Below are 13,680 nucleotides of genomic sequence, written 5' to 3'. Positions count from 1 at the left end.
AGGGTAGAACATCTTTTTAGCTGCTTTTAAACCGTAACTAACCTTAGCTTAAATATTTATGAAATTTACTGAGCAGAAAAAAAACAAAAAGACCAGTAGTAGCTAGTTACTAACTCTTTAATTTTAAAAATTTGACGTTGAATGATGTCTAAAACGCTTTTTAACCTAGAAATCTTACAGTATACATAGTGCGAAAAATTAAACAACAGTACACCAAATGTAAAATCTTCTTGTCATTTTAATCTGCACAAATTAGAAAGTTATATAAAATAGCCCTATTATCATAATTAAGAGAGCTGGCAAAGTGTGTCAAGTAAATTTTTCGTTCCTATCAGCTACTCGAATTTTAGTCTATCAAAACCAATGTTCGCACAGTTATGCGTCGCGCACTGGAATGACACTGTCAAACTGCTGCTATTTCATTATCCTTTTCTGTATCTGCTATGCTAAAATATACATTATTGATAACTTCATGCTATAATAACTATTATAATATAGGTGACACAGAAAACAGCAAGGATTTTATGTTAGCCATAAAAAATTAATGCTAAATTTTATTTCAAAAAGTAAATAATCTACTAACACTCGTGCACAATTTGTTTTAAATTTGTGCACGAGTGTAGCACTACAAACCGAGGATGCTATATTAAAGCTTACCTCACTATTAAAGCTATCGGTCAGGTTAGATTACAAACCTAATCTGACCGTTCTCCTATAGCCCCTTAACCCTGATATAATTATATGATAATTAGTTTAATTAGTAGTTAAGAGTAATTACAAGCAAATTGATTTTACTCATACATTAAGGTAGTATAAACTACATTAGTTTAAATCATCGTGCAACCTTACAAATCTTCACTGTTATTTCTGCTGACCATATTAATGGTTATAGTTCTAAAACTACCTGAAGTCACAGTAAATTGGTCTTATCCAGTTCTAAATTTTGATTTATCCTTTCGCATCATACTAATATCTTTTTTATCAGTCGCATTTTTAATTGTCTTACCAGCAAAAAATTTTAGCTTTTCAGAAATGCTATCTTTTTTTGCTTACACTATTAGTTCACTATGTGCAATATTATCTAAGCAGATAATATTGGTTATAATATTCTGTGAATTAATGGCCACCAGCGCATCTTTTATTATCGCAGCTGGCTGCAAAGATAATGGACCTGCAACAAGATACGCTTGTGTACACTTTTTTGTCGGTATTATACTAACAGCAGGGTTAGCAATTCAAAACCCTAATTTAATAATCATGGGTTTATTAATAATTTGTGCTTGTTTTCCTTTTTCATTCTGGGTTGTTGATGCATACCCTGCTGCGTCATTGCACGGTGCATCATACCTTTCCCTATTTACTACTAAGATTTCTTTTTTAATAGCACTTTTACATACCTACAACCTTTGGCAAGATCACGCTGAAATATTAGCATTCTTGGGCACTATCACTGCAATTTATGGTATTATATTTACTTCCCTTGAACAAAACATCCGTAGATTTTTAGCCTACAACGTCGTAGGACAAATGGGCATACTAATTATGACAGGGAGTCTGCTTAGCCATTCAAAACATGCCATACCACTACTTATACTTAACATAATTTTCTCCATTGTTTATCAATTATTGCTCACCGCTGTTGCTAACTCGATTATCTTGCGGACAAAAGCAGTAAATTTTAATAGAGTGGGTAAATTCATGTCAGCGGAAGGAATGTATGCTTTGATCGCAATACTAACAATGGCTGCATTTCCAGGAACTGCTGGATTTATCAGCAAATCATACATTGCAGTCGAAATTAAAATGAATGGTACTAACTTAGAATTATATAAAAACTTACACAAGATTTTGAATTTATCACTTTATTTAAGTGTGGGGCTCAAGTTTCTTTATTATATATTCATTACCAAAAGCAGGTCAAAACTTTTAGCAGAGAAGGGGGGCGGGGTAGCCATGATTATTTTAGCATTTACATGCGTGATCGCTGGCAATCCTTACTTGCCTATTTACAATAAGCCCTCAATTTTTAATCTTGCGTACAACACAAAAAACATCTGGTCACAACTTAATTTACTACTATGTGCTACTTTGCTATTTATTCCTTTACGTAAGTTATTTTTGCCAAGAATAAATTTTAAAATGGATATCGATTGGATTTTTAGAGTTCCCATACCCTATGTTGTTTCACTGTTCAATAAATTAATTTTCAAAATGAGGAAAATGTCCGCTGGTGCACTGCAAAACTTGACTAATTCACTCACTAATTTATACTTTAATAATGCCAATAAACTTAAAGAAGTGCTAAGTTATAATTCAGTGAGTTTTATTTCAGCTTCTTCTCTTTTTTTGATGAGTATTCTGTTAGTGCTGCTATGTTTAAATCATTAACCGAAAGTTTAAATTCTGTATTTAATAAGCTCAAGGGAAAGTCTATTGTTTCTGAAGATGACTTCAACCTTGCTATACGTGAAATACGCATAGCTTTAATTGAAGCTGATGTTTCTCTTGAAGTCGCAAAAAAATTTATCAACGACATTAAAGATAAAGCAATAGGAGAAAAAGTCATAAAAAGCGTTTCTCCTGCACAAATGATAATCAAAGTCGTGCAGGATAATTTAATTGCAATTCTTGGACTGGAGAAAAGTGATCTAAATCTAGGAGCCAACCCTCCTGCTGTGATTATGATGGTGGGCTTGCAAGGTGCAGGTAAAACAACCACCTCAGGAAAGCTTGCTTTAAAGCTAAAAAAACAAAAGAAAAAAGTGATGCTTGCCTCTTTGGACATTTACAGGCCTGCTGCCCAGAAACAACTTGAAGTGCTTGGGAAACAAATAGATATACAAACTTTATCCACAGTAATGGATGAGAAGCCTATTGCAATTACAAAAAGGGCACTGGCGGCAGCAAAAAACGATAATTATGATGTGCTGATACTAGATACCGCGGGTAGACTTCACATAGACGACAATATGATGAATGAGTTGAAAGCTGTGAAGAAAATAGCTTCACCTGCAGAAGTTATTTTAGTAGCCGATGCGATGATTGGTCAGGATGCAGTAAACATAGCCAAATCATTTAACGAAACAATAGGTGTAACCGGTATTATTCTCACCCGTGTTGATGGTGATGCACGTGGCGGCGCTGCCCTTTCTATGAAAATGGTGACTAACTGCCCAATTAAGTTCATTGCTTGCGGTGAAAAGCTAAGCGACCTTGATGATTTTTACCCCGATAGAATTGCAAAAAGGATACTCGACATGGGTGATGTTATCTCATTGGTTGAAAGAGCTGCCGAAATCGTTGGTCAGGAAGAATTTGACAAACTACAAAAGAAAGTAAAAAAAGGCAGACTTGACTTAAATGACTTGGTAAGAATGTTAAAAACACTAAAAAAAATGGATGGTATCAGCAATATAATGAAATTCATTCCAAGTTCGTTTACAAAAAAGCTAAGTAGCGGAGTGCCCGATGATAGTAAAGTGAAAAAATATATAGCTATCATAAATTCGATGACTGAAAAAGAAAGGCAAGATCCGGATATTTTAAATGGCAAGAGGAGGCTTAGAATCGCGAAGGGCTCTGGTACAAGAGTACCGGATGTCAATCTTTTAATTAAGCAATATGATCAAATGAGCGCAATGGTTAACAAATTCAGCAAAGTTGACCACAGCAAATTCAAAGAATCTGACTTAATGGATATACTAAGCAGGAAGTAGAACAGCTTTTTTTTGGTGTTAATGAATATGCAACAAAGCCATTAGTGCTTGAATTGTCCTCTTGTACCCCTCACTTAGAACTTGGACTCTCTATTGTAGAAAGTGGCTTCGTTCTTACCTTCTAATTAACTTTTTCTTTTACCTCTTCTATGTTGTTAACAATGGCCATAATTGCGGGTAGAAAATTTTCCATAAGCTCCTTAAGTACTGCCATATTATTCTTCTCATAAGTACTATAACCTTTTTTTACAAGTCTGTCCATAATATTCTCTTCTTCCTTTGGAAAATCAATGGTTCCATCCTTTATTAACTCTTTTATAGCCGACTGTTATCCCTTGTTTTGAAGCATTTCTATTACCTTTGCCTTATTCCGAGCATTCTTTAGCTTACCTTCTTTCTCTGACTCACCAGTATCCATAAATAGATTTAGACAACTCCCTATACAACCTACCGAAATTATTCTCTCTTACTCGAACTTCAGGTAATTGATTGATAAAATCTTTAAGTAAATTTTTCATCGCCTTCCCTACTTCAATCACCCATTCCTTTATTTTTTCACAGCTTTTCCTATCCTTATCCCTATATAATCCGCTCTAACAGCTACAAGCATTATTAATGTGGCAAACACAACAAGTGGAGAAAACGTCACTTTTAATACTACTCCAGCAGAAGCCATTGCAATTTTTTCATTTGCAGATGCTGATTTAAAATAGTTAAGATTATCTAACGGGCCTTTATTACTATTTATAATATTACTTATCGCCTCATGTTCAACAGATTTTAGAATATCCTCTATTACCTCTAAGTTGGTTTTTTAAAAAGTTGGATTTTATAAGTGCTCCTTCAATCAATTTTATAAATAATTTTTTATTCACTTCCTTCTGCAAACCTTGGCAATCAATTGCTAAACCCAAGCTATTAAAATCCATCTTTCCAACTTGTTCTGATAGAGCTTCAAATAACTGCTTTTTTCCCCTGTGAGGATTGTGCAATTATTTTTATTATACTCGAAACAGTTTCTTTTAGTTTACCTTACTCTAATAAAGGTTCTTCTCCCTTTTCAGGCGTCATATTAAACTCCATCAATTATAAGTATGTCTAATTATATATATTAATTGTATTACAACTAATACAAAACAATTAATATAATTACCCCTTTCCAAACATAGAATTTGTATTACAATACCTAAATTATATGAAATCAAGGTACTATATGGGTGAAAAAAAATTAAAAGCTGCTGTGGTTTTATCAGGATGCGGTCATCTTGATGGTGCAGAAGTGAGAGAAGTGGTTTTAAGTCTGCTTGTACTTGATCAGCAGGAAGTGGAGGTCAAATGCTTTGCACCTGATATCAATATTACACAAGTTGTGAACCATAAAACAACAGAAGCAGTAAAAGAAAAAAGAAATGTACTCGTGGAAGCAGCAAGAATTGCAAGAAGCGAAATATGTGACCTAAAAGAAGCTAAAGCCGAAGATTTTGACATGTTAGTTGTACCTGGTGGATATGGAGTTGCAAAAAATCTATCTGACTTAGCTGAAGATAAAGAAGTAGTAACAGTAATACCCGAGTTTGAAAGATTAGTTTCAGAATTTTTTGCTACAAAAAAACCAATAGGAGCTATATGTATATCTCCAGCAATAATTGTTTCTATTTTAAGTAGCAAAACAAGTAAAGGAGAAAGTAAGATTAAGGTTACTATAGGAGATGACAGAGAAAAGTTGATAGAAAAGCTAGGTGGTGAGCACATAAAATGTGACACAGGGTTATCAATAGAAGATGAAGAACATAATGTGTTTTCCTGTTCTGCTTATATGCGTAGAGACGAAAGTACATATTCTGTATATCAAGGAATAAAACACATGATTGACAGCATGGTGAAAAAAACTAATAAAAGGACTTAAGTAGCCATTAGCAATTTATATCTCTCACACAATTAACTGTTGAACTTTGTATTTTGAGATGTATTATGGTTACATATACTTAAAAAGTATATATACTTCTTCAATTGGTAAATATTAAGGGTATTTTATATGTCAAGTGATTTATGGAATTTTTTTACAGAAGTTCCAAGTGAAGGCTATATAGTTGAGAGTTCATATTGCACGGACAGTGGGTGTAGTAATTATATAGGAAATATTGACCTAAGCAATATTCGGGAATTTAATCTGGTTTCTCCGGATAGAAAGATAACAAAGAAATTTGAGGCTAACATAATTGACTTTTTTGAACCAAGGGTTCATTTGAGTATGGATGACAGTGGCAAAAAAATCAATTTAGACATCGCCCCTGAAAATTGCAGCGCAACAAAAGATGGGTTCCTTTGTATCGATAAAAATGAACAAGATTATAAACTTAAAATTTTAATAAAGAAATTATAATTCTTACATCCCAGATGTAACATTTAGTATAGGTGCTATTTTATTTATAACATTCTTAGCTACAGGTGCAGTGATTATTCCTCCGGTGTGGTGTATGCCTTGAGGTTCATCAATAACAATTAGCACTATATATCTTGGGTTAACTGTAGTTAGCACTCCTATAAATGATGCTATGTTTGCATTCTTGTTGTATTGACCATTTACAACTTTTTCTGCTGATACAGTTTTATCTCCTATCAAATACGTTTTTATGCTTGCTCTCCTATCTGTCCCATCTGTTACTGCTGCACATAATAATTTTCTTACTTCTCAGTAAGTGCTTCTTGCAACAATTTGCTCTCCTATACTTCTTTTATTTAATATCAAAGTTGCATTGTGAAATATCCTACCGTTGATTAATGCGGCTGCAGTCTATACAAGATAGATCGGGGTTACAGCTTTCCATAACCGCAAGATGCCGGTTATTAAAGTGCTTTCACTCCATTTATCCGGGGTCATTGGTGTAGATTTTTCTAGTATTTCTATTTTCAAAGGAGAAAATAGTTTCATAGTTTTAAAGTATTCTATTTGCTTCTCAGTACCTAACTCGGCTGCAATTTTTGCTGCACTAAGTTGGACGATTTCACAAATACATCTTAGTAATTTTTTTGACTTCAGATTTATGAAAATCCTAAATTTTATACTTTCCAATTGTGATTGGCTTTGATACATCATACAAATGACTAGTTTTTACAACGTTTGCATCAAGCATTGCAGCTATTGTAAAAAATTTTAGCACTAATCCCATCTCATACACTCCAAGACTAACGAGACTAAACTTTTGTACTTCTTTTTCGCTTTATTCTGCAGATCAGAATTAAAATCAGGCAAGCTGACCATTGAAATGATCTCGCTTATTTTTCATATTTAAAACAAGTCCTACTCCACCAAGTACCTGACACCCATTTACAGCCTTAGTTAGTTCTTCATGTACTATACTTTGCACTCGTGTATTAAGGGATTAGTTGAACATACTCACCAGGTGTCATTTGAGTAGCGTGAGGCTGGATTCCAGTATTATTTATGTATGCCTCAACTCCAGCAATGCCCTTGCCATCTATATCAGAGTAGCCAAGCACATGTGAAAACAAATTACTGTGTGGGTATACACATTTTACATTGTCGCAAAAATTTACTTCCCGCACACCGGTGCTTTTGACCGCTAGCACTCTTTTGAAATTAAATGCCGTTTTATCCAAGTAAGTTTCTTTTTTAAGTGAGTATTTTACACAGTTTTCGTACTCAAGGTCATTAAAAACAGAACACAGTTGCGCTGCTATACCTTCCAGATTTTTCACTTTGGTCGGATCTATATATAGTGATGTTGTGGCACATTTTGTTGCTATTACCACTCCATTCCTATCTAAAATATTAGGCTGCCTGTATGCCTTAGTACCCTTTTTAAATCCTCTACAGCACTAAACTGACCAAAAATTAAAGAGAATATACGAAAAATAATTATTATATAAAATACAAATGATGGTACTATAAAGCACAGTGAGCGGAGCTATTTTTAAGCAATGTTTGCATACTTACTCGATTTAAAAAAATGGAAATCATTTTAGCTGAACCGCGTGGTTTTTGTGCGGGAGTCAAAAGAGCTGTAGACATATTAGCTATCACTTTAGAAAAATATCGAAATAAACGCAAAGTCTATGTGCTGCACGAAATCGTCCATAATAAATATATAGTAGAGGACTTTAAGAGACAAGGCGTGGTTTTTGTGAACAGCATCGGGGACATCAAGGACAATAGAGGAATATTGATCTTCAGTGCACACGGAGTGTCAAAAAATATAGAAGACAAAGCAAAAAGAAAGGGCATTCAAGTGATTGATGCAACATGCCCCCTGGTTAGTAAAGTACATAAAGAAGCAAAAAGGTATGAAGATAGTGGTAAAGAATTAATATTAATTGGACATAAAAACCACCCAGAAGTTAAGGGAATCAGAGGAAGAGTGAATAATCCCATAGTTTTAGTGCAAACCCTACAGAATGTACGTGATTTAAAGGTTAAAAATCCAGATAATTTATCTTATGTTACACAAACCACGTTAAGCACCGACGATACCCGCGAAATCATTACTGCCCTAAAGCTCAGATTTCCAAACATTACAGGCCCCAACTTAAAAGATATATGTTATGCAACACAAAATAGGCAGAATGCTGTCAAAAAATTAACTGAAATTGTAGACATAGTGCTAATTATAGGAAGTAAAAATAGTTCGAACTCAAATCGCTTGTTAGATCTATGCACTGCCAGAGGAAAAAGAGCTTACTTAATCGACAATTACAGCTATATGGACAAAAGTTGGTTGCAGGGCATAGAAAAGATAGGAATTACTGCAGGTGCCTCCGCTCCTGACATATTAGTTGACGAATTAATAAACCATTTAAAAATAAACGTGAATACAAAAGTTTCAGTTATGTCAGATAGAGTCACCGAAAATGTTCAGTTTAAAATACCGCATTTAGTCTAAAGTATATCTTACTTACAAGATTGGTCACGGCCTCGAATAATAGGCTACCCAAATAGGGAGCTACACACTTAGCTATAGGTATAGACCCCTCTATATGAAGAACCCTATTCTATCTATCACAACATTTACTGCTTCCCTTATATCATTATCTGTAATTAACTCTCTTAATTTCTGCTTCATAGGTATCCTCCCAACTTTTTGGCCGTACCTAATTATAGTAATTGAAAAATGCAAGCTTTCATAAAAGATCGATTGAAGTTTCTGAGCTTCAGTTATATTATTAATATATTTAGATAAAAAAATTAAAAGTTATTGTGCCAAACAAAATAGGTTTCTTGGCTATTTTTGCCTTAGTGATTAGTAGTCAAATCGGCTCTGGAATTTTCATGCTTCCAATTAGCCTTGCACCATACGGTACTTACAGCCTTATAAGTTGGGCAGTATCAGGGTTAGGTGCTATACTTCTTGCTTTAGTTTTTGCATTGCTCTGCGCGAAATTTCCAGAAACTGGTGGTCCTCATGTTTATGTGAAGCATGCTTTTGGCCCTACAGCAGCTTTCTTTGTTGGCTGGACATATTGGGCAAGTTCGTGGGTTAGTTCAACAGCTGTAATAGTTGCAAGTATTGGCTACCTAGCTCCGCTTTTTCACAATAATATACAAAATACACGTCTGTTTTTAGAAATAGCATTAACCTTAGCTATCATGCTAACAAACTTAAGAGGGATAACTACTGTCGGACATGTTGAGCTTCTATTGATGATTGTCAAAATTACCGTGCTGTTTGCAGTACCCATAGCGGCATTACTTCTTTTTGATAGAAATAACTTTGTCGTAAGCGAGGAAATATCAAACCTCACAATATCTCAAGCTTTTGCCCGTTCCACACTTCTTACTTTATGGTGCTTTATTGGACTTGAAATAGTAACAGCATCTGCAGGATCAGTTGAAAATCCAAGCAAAACAATTCCAAGAGCCATAGTATTTGGCACGGTCTTTGTTGCTATCATATACTTCATCAATAGCCTTGCAATTATGGGATTGATTAATGGCAATCACTTAGCTAACTCAAAAGCACCATACGCTGATGTGATAAAAATAATTTTACCTGGTAATTGGTACTTAATCATTTCCATTGTTGCTTTCATTGTTTCCGTAAGTAGTCTAAACGCTTGGTTCTTAGCCGATGGACAAGTTGCTTTAGGCCTTGCAAAAGATAAGTTAATGCCGCAATTTTTTGCTAAAAGAAACAAGTACGGCGCCCCCTTTTGTGGAATCATAATCAATACACTGGGAATATTAGCTTTACTCGTTCTAATATCGAGCAAAAATTTTGCCAAGCAAGTAACTTCAATAATTGATGTCTCTGTAGTTTCATTTTTATTTGTCTACTTAACATGTTGTCTTGCTTTCCTCAAGGTCATCATACAGGAAAAAAACTACTATAAATTTCTAATTGGGGGCGTAGCTGTACTTTTTTGCTGTTGGATAATATATGAGACTCCTATAAACACCTTGTTAATTGCAAGCTTATTCCCTTTAAGCGGCACACCCACCTATCTACTTTGGTACCGCAAGCCTACAAAGTGATCTTCCTAAAAGCTTAACTTAAAAACATAATTTTTTATTTATTAAAATTCTTGGGAATCAGATTATACTACTGACTTACACTAATAGAATTAAGAGGTATTGTGTCAAATAAAATAGGTTTTTTGGCTGTTTTTGCTTTAGTAATCAGTAGTCAAATTGGCTCTGGGATTTTTATGCTGCCGATTAGCCTTGCACCATACAGCACTTATAGCCTCATAAGCTGGGCGATATCAGGACTTGGTGCTGTGTCTCTTGCTCTAGTTTTTGCTACACTATGTGCAAAGTTTCCAGAAACTGGAGGTCCTCACGTTTATGTAAAACATGCTTTTGGCCCTACTGCAGCCTTCTTTGTTGGTTGGACATATTGGGTAATCTCATGGGTTAGCACAACAGCTTTGATAGTTGTAGGTGTTGGCTACCTTACGCCATTTCTTCATGAGGATATCAAAAATATACATTTGTTTTTAGAACTGTTATTATTTACAATTATTACATTAATAAACTTAAGAGGAGTAGCGACCGCTGGATGCGTTGAGTCTCTATTGACGGTTATAAAAATCGCCGTATTGCTTGTAATACCTATAATAGCACTGTTTTTTTTCAATAGAAACAATTTCATCATAAGTAAAGAAATGTCAAGTCTTACAACATCACAGATCCTCGCTCGTTCTACACTCCTGACTTTATGGTGTTTCGTTGGAGTTGAATTGGCGACAGCACCTGCAGGATCAGTCAACAATCCAGCAAAAACTATACCAAGAGCTGTAGTACTTGGAACAATCTGTGTTGCTATCATATATTTTATCAACAACTTTGCAATCATGGGGTTAATAAACGGTAATGACCTAGCAAACTCAAGAGCGCCATACGTTGATGCAATAAAAATCATGTTTTCTGGTAATTGGCATTTGATTATTTCTATAGTTGCATTCGTTTTCTGTGTTGGCAGTTTAAACGCCTGGGTCTTATCTAGCGGACAAGTTGCTTTTGGTCTTGCAAAAGATAGACTGATGCCACAACTCTTTGCTAAAAGGAATGAACATGGATCCCCTTTTTGGGGAATAACAACCAGCTCATCTGGAACTGCAATTTTACTAATCCTCACTTCAAATAACAATTTTGCTCAGCAGATTACATCGATTATCGACTTCTCTGTAGTTTCATTTTTATTTGTCTACCTTGCATGCAGTCTTGCTTTTCTAAAGGTTGTTATAAAGGAGAGAAATTATCACAAGCTTTTAACTGGCAGTATAGCAACAACCTTTTGTTGCTGGGTAATACTTGAAACTTCTATAAATACCTTGTTAATTGCAAGCTTATTTACCACGAGTGGTATACCTCTTTATTTATTTTGGTACCGCAGAGCTTCCGCACAATAAATATTATACCAGATGCTCTTAAAATATTTGATATTTATGGACTACGACTTTTTTTGTCATCCACTTGTTCAATATTACTCTTCTTAAGCTTGCTGCTTATTTCTTCTGTATATTTATCATCTATGCGAGACTCATTTCTTATCTTACTAGAGCGATCTATTTGCAATTGTAGCTTTTTATATGTCTCTTTCTCAGATGTGAAAATTTTCGCTAAAAATCTTCCTATCACTGGTATTGATTCCAATAAATCTCTTAGCTTCGAAGACTGTTGTTCCGTTTCTAGAAACCGTGTTTTAACAGTTTTTACAGCATACTTTTTATCATCAAAATTTATATCATATCTTCTTTTTGAGAGAACACTTTGAACCTTTGACCCATTAGTTCTCTTAGGTTCTTGAGATGTAGATATTGCAGGTTTCACCTTAGTTTCATCATATTTTTTGCTCATCTCTCACTTTATTATGTAATATTATTAATATTGCATAATAATAACTAAATTATAATTAATTGCAAGGTAAAAATATTAAAATAATTGTAAATTCTGTCGGTAAAAATATAATATAACTTTGAAGTGAGAATTTTAATTTATATGGGACAAAAAATTGCTGTTGTTGGAGCAACCGGTAGAGTAGGACACGAAGTACTAAGCATACTTGCTGAGTTTCAAGACGAGGGAAAAATTTCGATAGATTCTGTTATTACATTTGCATCAAAAAAATCAAGGGGAAAAAAGGTGAGTTTTGGTAACGAAGAATTAACTGTTTCATGCCTTGAAAATTATGACTTTGCTGATATTGATATAGCCATCTTCTGTGCTGGGTACCATGTTTCGGAAAAGTACGTACCGATTGCAACTGAAGCTGGATGCATCGTAATAGATAACAGCTCTTATTTTAGGATGAAAGAAGGTGTACCACTAATCATTCCAGAAATTAATAAAGAAAAAATCATGGAATACAAAAACCACAACATAATATCCAATCCAAACTGTACTATAATACAGATGCTGTTAGTGCTACATTTATTATACCAAAAAGCAAAAATAAAGAGAATCGTTGCTTCAACTTATCAATCAACCTCTGGTGCAGGCAAAGCAGCAATGGATGAACTCTATAATCAGACAAAAAAAATCTTCACAAACGAAGCTAAAAAGCCTGAAATATTCCCTAAGCAAATAGCATTCAATTGCATTCCTCATATAGGAGAGTTTATGGAAGATGGTTCTACAAAAGAGGAATGGAAAATGCAAGAGGAAACAAAAAAAATCTTAGAGGCAGATATAAAAGTTACTGCAACTTGTGTAAGGGTGCCAGTTTTTATTGGTCATGCTATAGCAGTAAATGTAGAGTTTTATCAGCACATAACTGAAGAACAAGCTCATGAAATGCTAAGTGAAGTTGAAGATACCGGAATTTTAGTGTACGATAGGCGAAAAGACGGCAAATATATAACCCAAATTGATGTCGTACAGGAGAATGCAGTATACGTATCACGTATTAGAAAAGACAATACTGTTGAACATGGATTAAATATGTGGATAGTGGCTGATAATCTACGCAAAGGTGCGGCACTAAATATAGTACAAATTTTGGAGATCTTGACGAGGGAGCATTTATCAATCAAGTGCATATAGAGTGTACGTACGCTGTAGTTCGAAGGAAATTTGCATACCAATAGTGTCATTCAAGTAGCCCGTGGAAAACGAAAAAATCACTTGACAAATTCTACCAGACCCCTCACCACAGAGCTGAAGGTATTCAGTTATCATTAGTCTATACAGATTAAATGACGAAGTATCATGTAGTTGACATCTTATGTTTAATTCTTTGTACTATGTGTACTTTATGTCTTCACAATATTTCTACGTTCTACCTATATAAGCTGAAACGTGCTTATAAAGACAGTATAGTATGCCAATTTGCAGGATTAGAGAGTAAACACTATCTAACATAGGGTTTCTTTTGCCTTTTTTCTCGTTAGTAAATTTCTTAAATATCTATAGTAAAGGTTAGTTGCAGTTTACGAAGCCAACAAATGGTGCTATTATCAGTTTGCTCATAAGCAAACTTTTCTGGATGCCAGTGATTCTTGTGTT

15 protein-coding genes are annotated in these 13,680 nt (G+C 34.5%); 8 read left to right on the top strand and 7 right to left on the bottom strand.

From position 1 onward, the window contains the following. The first annotated feature begins 837 nt into the window (after positions 1-837). Positions 838-2,388, top strand: coding sequence for a proton-conducting transporter transmembrane domain-containing protein (locus tag CCY16_RS01670; protein WP_088414478.1), 1,551 nt, complete (start codon positions 838-840; stop codon positions 2,386-2,388). Next, complete coding sequence (ffh, locus tag CCY16_RS01665; RefSeq protein WP_088414476.1) at positions 2,373-3,716, top strand: signal recognition particle protein; 1,344 nt, start codon at positions 2,373-2,375, stop codon at positions 3,714-3,716. The genes CCY16_RS01670 and ffh overlap by 16 nt, the downstream gene beginning before the upstream one ends. A 121-nt stretch (positions 3,717-3,837) precedes the next feature. Here ffh and CCY16_RS06035 read toward each other — a convergent pair whose 3' ends face one another. The 3 genes from CCY16_RS06035 to CCY16_RS06030 form a co-directional block, all read right to left on the bottom strand. Beyond that, entirely contained in the window at positions 3,838-3,978 is a 141-nt protein-coding gene (locus tag CCY16_RS06035; RefSeq protein ID WP_245800708.1) for a hypothetical protein, read from the bottom strand. A gap of 285 nt (positions 3,979-4,263) precedes the next feature. Beyond that, positions 4,264-4,392 (bottom strand): hypothetical protein, encoded by a 129-nt coding sequence (locus tag CCY16_RS06635; RefSeq protein WP_281250495.1) that lies wholly within the window; start codon positions 4,390-4,392, stop codon positions 4,264-4,266. A 94-nt stretch (positions 4,393-4,486) separates the two neighbouring features. Then, positions 4,487-4,708, bottom strand: coding sequence for a hypothetical protein (locus CCY16_RS06030; protein ID WP_245800707.1), 222 nt, complete (start codon positions 4,706-4,708; stop codon positions 4,487-4,489). A 221-nt stretch (positions 4,709-4,929) separates the two neighbouring features. Here CCY16_RS06030 and elbB point away from each other — a divergent pair, with 221 nt between their 5' ends. Together elbB and CCY16_RS01650 are read left to right on the top strand one after the other, a co-directional pair. Beyond that, a complete protein-coding gene (gene elbB / locus CCY16_RS01655) occupies positions 4,930-5,622 on the top strand; it encodes an isoprenoid biosynthesis glyoxalase ElbB (RefSeq protein ID WP_088414474.1) in 693 nt (230 codons plus the stop codon). Between the two features lie 129 nt (positions 5,623-5,751). Then, positions 5,752-6,099 (top strand): hypothetical protein, encoded by a 348-nt coding sequence (locus CCY16_RS01650; protein ID WP_088414472.1) that lies wholly within the window; start codon positions 5,752-5,754, stop codon positions 6,097-6,099. Between the two features lie 3 nt (positions 6,100-6,102). On the opposite strand, the gene CCY16_RS06025 is transcribed toward CCY16_RS01650, so the two are convergent. The 3 genes from CCY16_RS06025 to CCY16_RS06015 form a co-directional block, all read right to left on the bottom strand. Next, on the bottom strand, positions 6,103-6,351 hold the full coding sequence (locus tag CCY16_RS06025; protein WP_245800709.1) for a penicillin-binding transpeptidase domain-containing protein: 249 nt from the start codon (positions 6,349-6,351) through the stop codon (positions 6,103-6,105). Between the two features lie 159 nt (positions 6,352-6,510). Then, on the bottom strand, positions 6,511-6,648 hold the full coding sequence (locus CCY16_RS06020) for a hypothetical protein (RefSeq protein ID WP_245800706.1): 138 nt from the start codon (positions 6,646-6,648) through the stop codon (positions 6,511-6,513). Between the two features lie 443 nt (positions 6,649-7,091). Next, positions 7,092-7,490 carry a hypothetical protein gene (locus CCY16_RS06015; protein ID WP_245800705.1) on the bottom strand — a complete coding sequence of 133 codons (399 nt, stop codon included), beginning with the start codon at positions 7,488-7,490 and terminating at the stop codon, positions 7,092-7,094. Between the two features lie 197 nt (positions 7,491-7,687). Here CCY16_RS06015 and ispH point away from each other — a divergent pair, with 197 nt between their 5' ends. The 3 genes from ispH to CCY16_RS01630 all read left to right on the top strand — a co-directional run bounded on the left by ispH (position 7,688) and on the right by CCY16_RS01630 (position 11,585). Beyond that, positions 7,688-8,617 carry a 4-hydroxy-3-methylbut-2-enyl diphosphate reductase gene (ispH, locus tag CCY16_RS01640; protein WP_088414470.1) on the top strand — a complete coding sequence of 310 codons (930 nt, stop codon included), beginning with the start codon at positions 7,688-7,690 and terminating at the stop codon, positions 8,615-8,617. A 314-nt stretch (positions 8,618-8,931) separates the two neighbouring features. Next, the gene (locus tag CCY16_RS01635; RefSeq protein WP_088414468.1) at positions 8,932-10,206 is read left to right on the top strand and encodes an APC family permease; all 1,275 of its coding nucleotides are present in this window, start codon (positions 8,932-8,934) and stop codon (positions 10,204-10,206) included. A 101-nt stretch (positions 10,207-10,307) separates the two neighbouring features. Next, positions 10,308-11,585: an APC family permease gene (locus CCY16_RS01630; protein ID WP_088414466.1), complete on the top strand. Its 1,278-nt coding sequence runs from the start codon at positions 10,308-10,310 to the stop codon at positions 11,583-11,585. A gap of 34 nt (positions 11,586-11,619) precedes the next feature. Here CCY16_RS01630 and CCY16_RS01625 read toward each other — a convergent pair whose 3' ends face one another. Next, positions 11,620-12,033 (bottom strand): hypothetical protein, encoded by a 414-nt coding sequence (locus CCY16_RS01625; protein WP_088414464.1) that lies wholly within the window; start codon positions 12,031-12,033, stop codon positions 11,620-11,622. A 141-nt stretch (positions 12,034-12,174) separates the two neighbouring features. Here CCY16_RS01625 and CCY16_RS01620 point away from each other — a divergent pair, with 141 nt between their 5' ends. Then, a complete protein-coding gene (locus CCY16_RS01620) occupies positions 12,175-13,218 on the top strand; it encodes an aspartate-semialdehyde dehydrogenase (RefSeq protein WP_088414462.1) in 1,044 nt (347 codons plus the stop codon). The last annotated feature ends 462 nt before the right edge of the window (positions 13,219-13,680 follow it).

The sequence above is a fragment of the Wolbachia endosymbiont of Wuchereria bancrofti genome, assembly GCF_002204235.2.
In the GTDB taxonomy this organism is placed as follows: Bacteria; Pseudomonadota; Alphaproteobacteria; order Rickettsiales; family Anaplasmataceae; genus Wolbachia.
Note: the sequence above shows the minus strand (reverse complement) of the source record. Positions and strands in the feature narration are given on the sequence as shown.

What these genes read in the sequence shown, in the direction of transcription:
- ispH (WP_088414470.1), top strand. Translation starts at nt 7,688, where the DNA reads ATGGAAATCATTTTAGCTGAACCGCGTGGTTTTTGTGCGGGAGTCAAA.
- CCY16_RS06035 (WP_245800708.1), bottom strand. Translation starts at nt 3,978, where the DNA reads ATGGACAGACTTGTAAAAAAAGGTTATAGTACTTATGAGAAGAATAAT.
- elbB (WP_088414474.1), top strand. Translation starts at nt 4,930, where the DNA reads ATGGGTGAAAAAAAATTAAAAGCTGCTGTGGTTTTATCAGGATGCGGT.
- CCY16_RS01650 (WP_088414472.1), top strand. Translation starts at nt 5,752, where the DNA reads ATGTCAAGTGATTTATGGAATTTTTTTACAGAAGTTCCAAGTGAAGGC.
- CCY16_RS06635 (WP_281250495.1), bottom strand. Translation starts at nt 4,392, where the DNA reads ATGGCTTCTGCTGGAGTAGTATTAAAAGTGACGTTTTCTCCACTTGTT.
- CCY16_RS01625 (WP_088414464.1), bottom strand. Translation starts at nt 12,033, where the DNA reads ATGAGCAAAAAATATGATGAAACTAAGGTGAAACCTGCAATATCTACA.
- ffh (WP_088414476.1), top strand. Translation starts at nt 2,373, where the DNA reads ATGTTTAAATCATTAACCGAAAGTTTAAATTCTGTATTTAATAAGCTC.
- CCY16_RS01620 (WP_088414462.1), top strand. Translation starts at nt 12,175, where the DNA reads ATGGGACAAAAAATTGCTGTTGTTGGAGCAACCGGTAGAGTAGGACAC.
- CCY16_RS06020 (WP_245800706.1), bottom strand. Translation starts at nt 6,648, where the DNA reads ATGAAACTATTTTCTCCTTTGAAAATAGAAATACTAGAAAAATCTACA.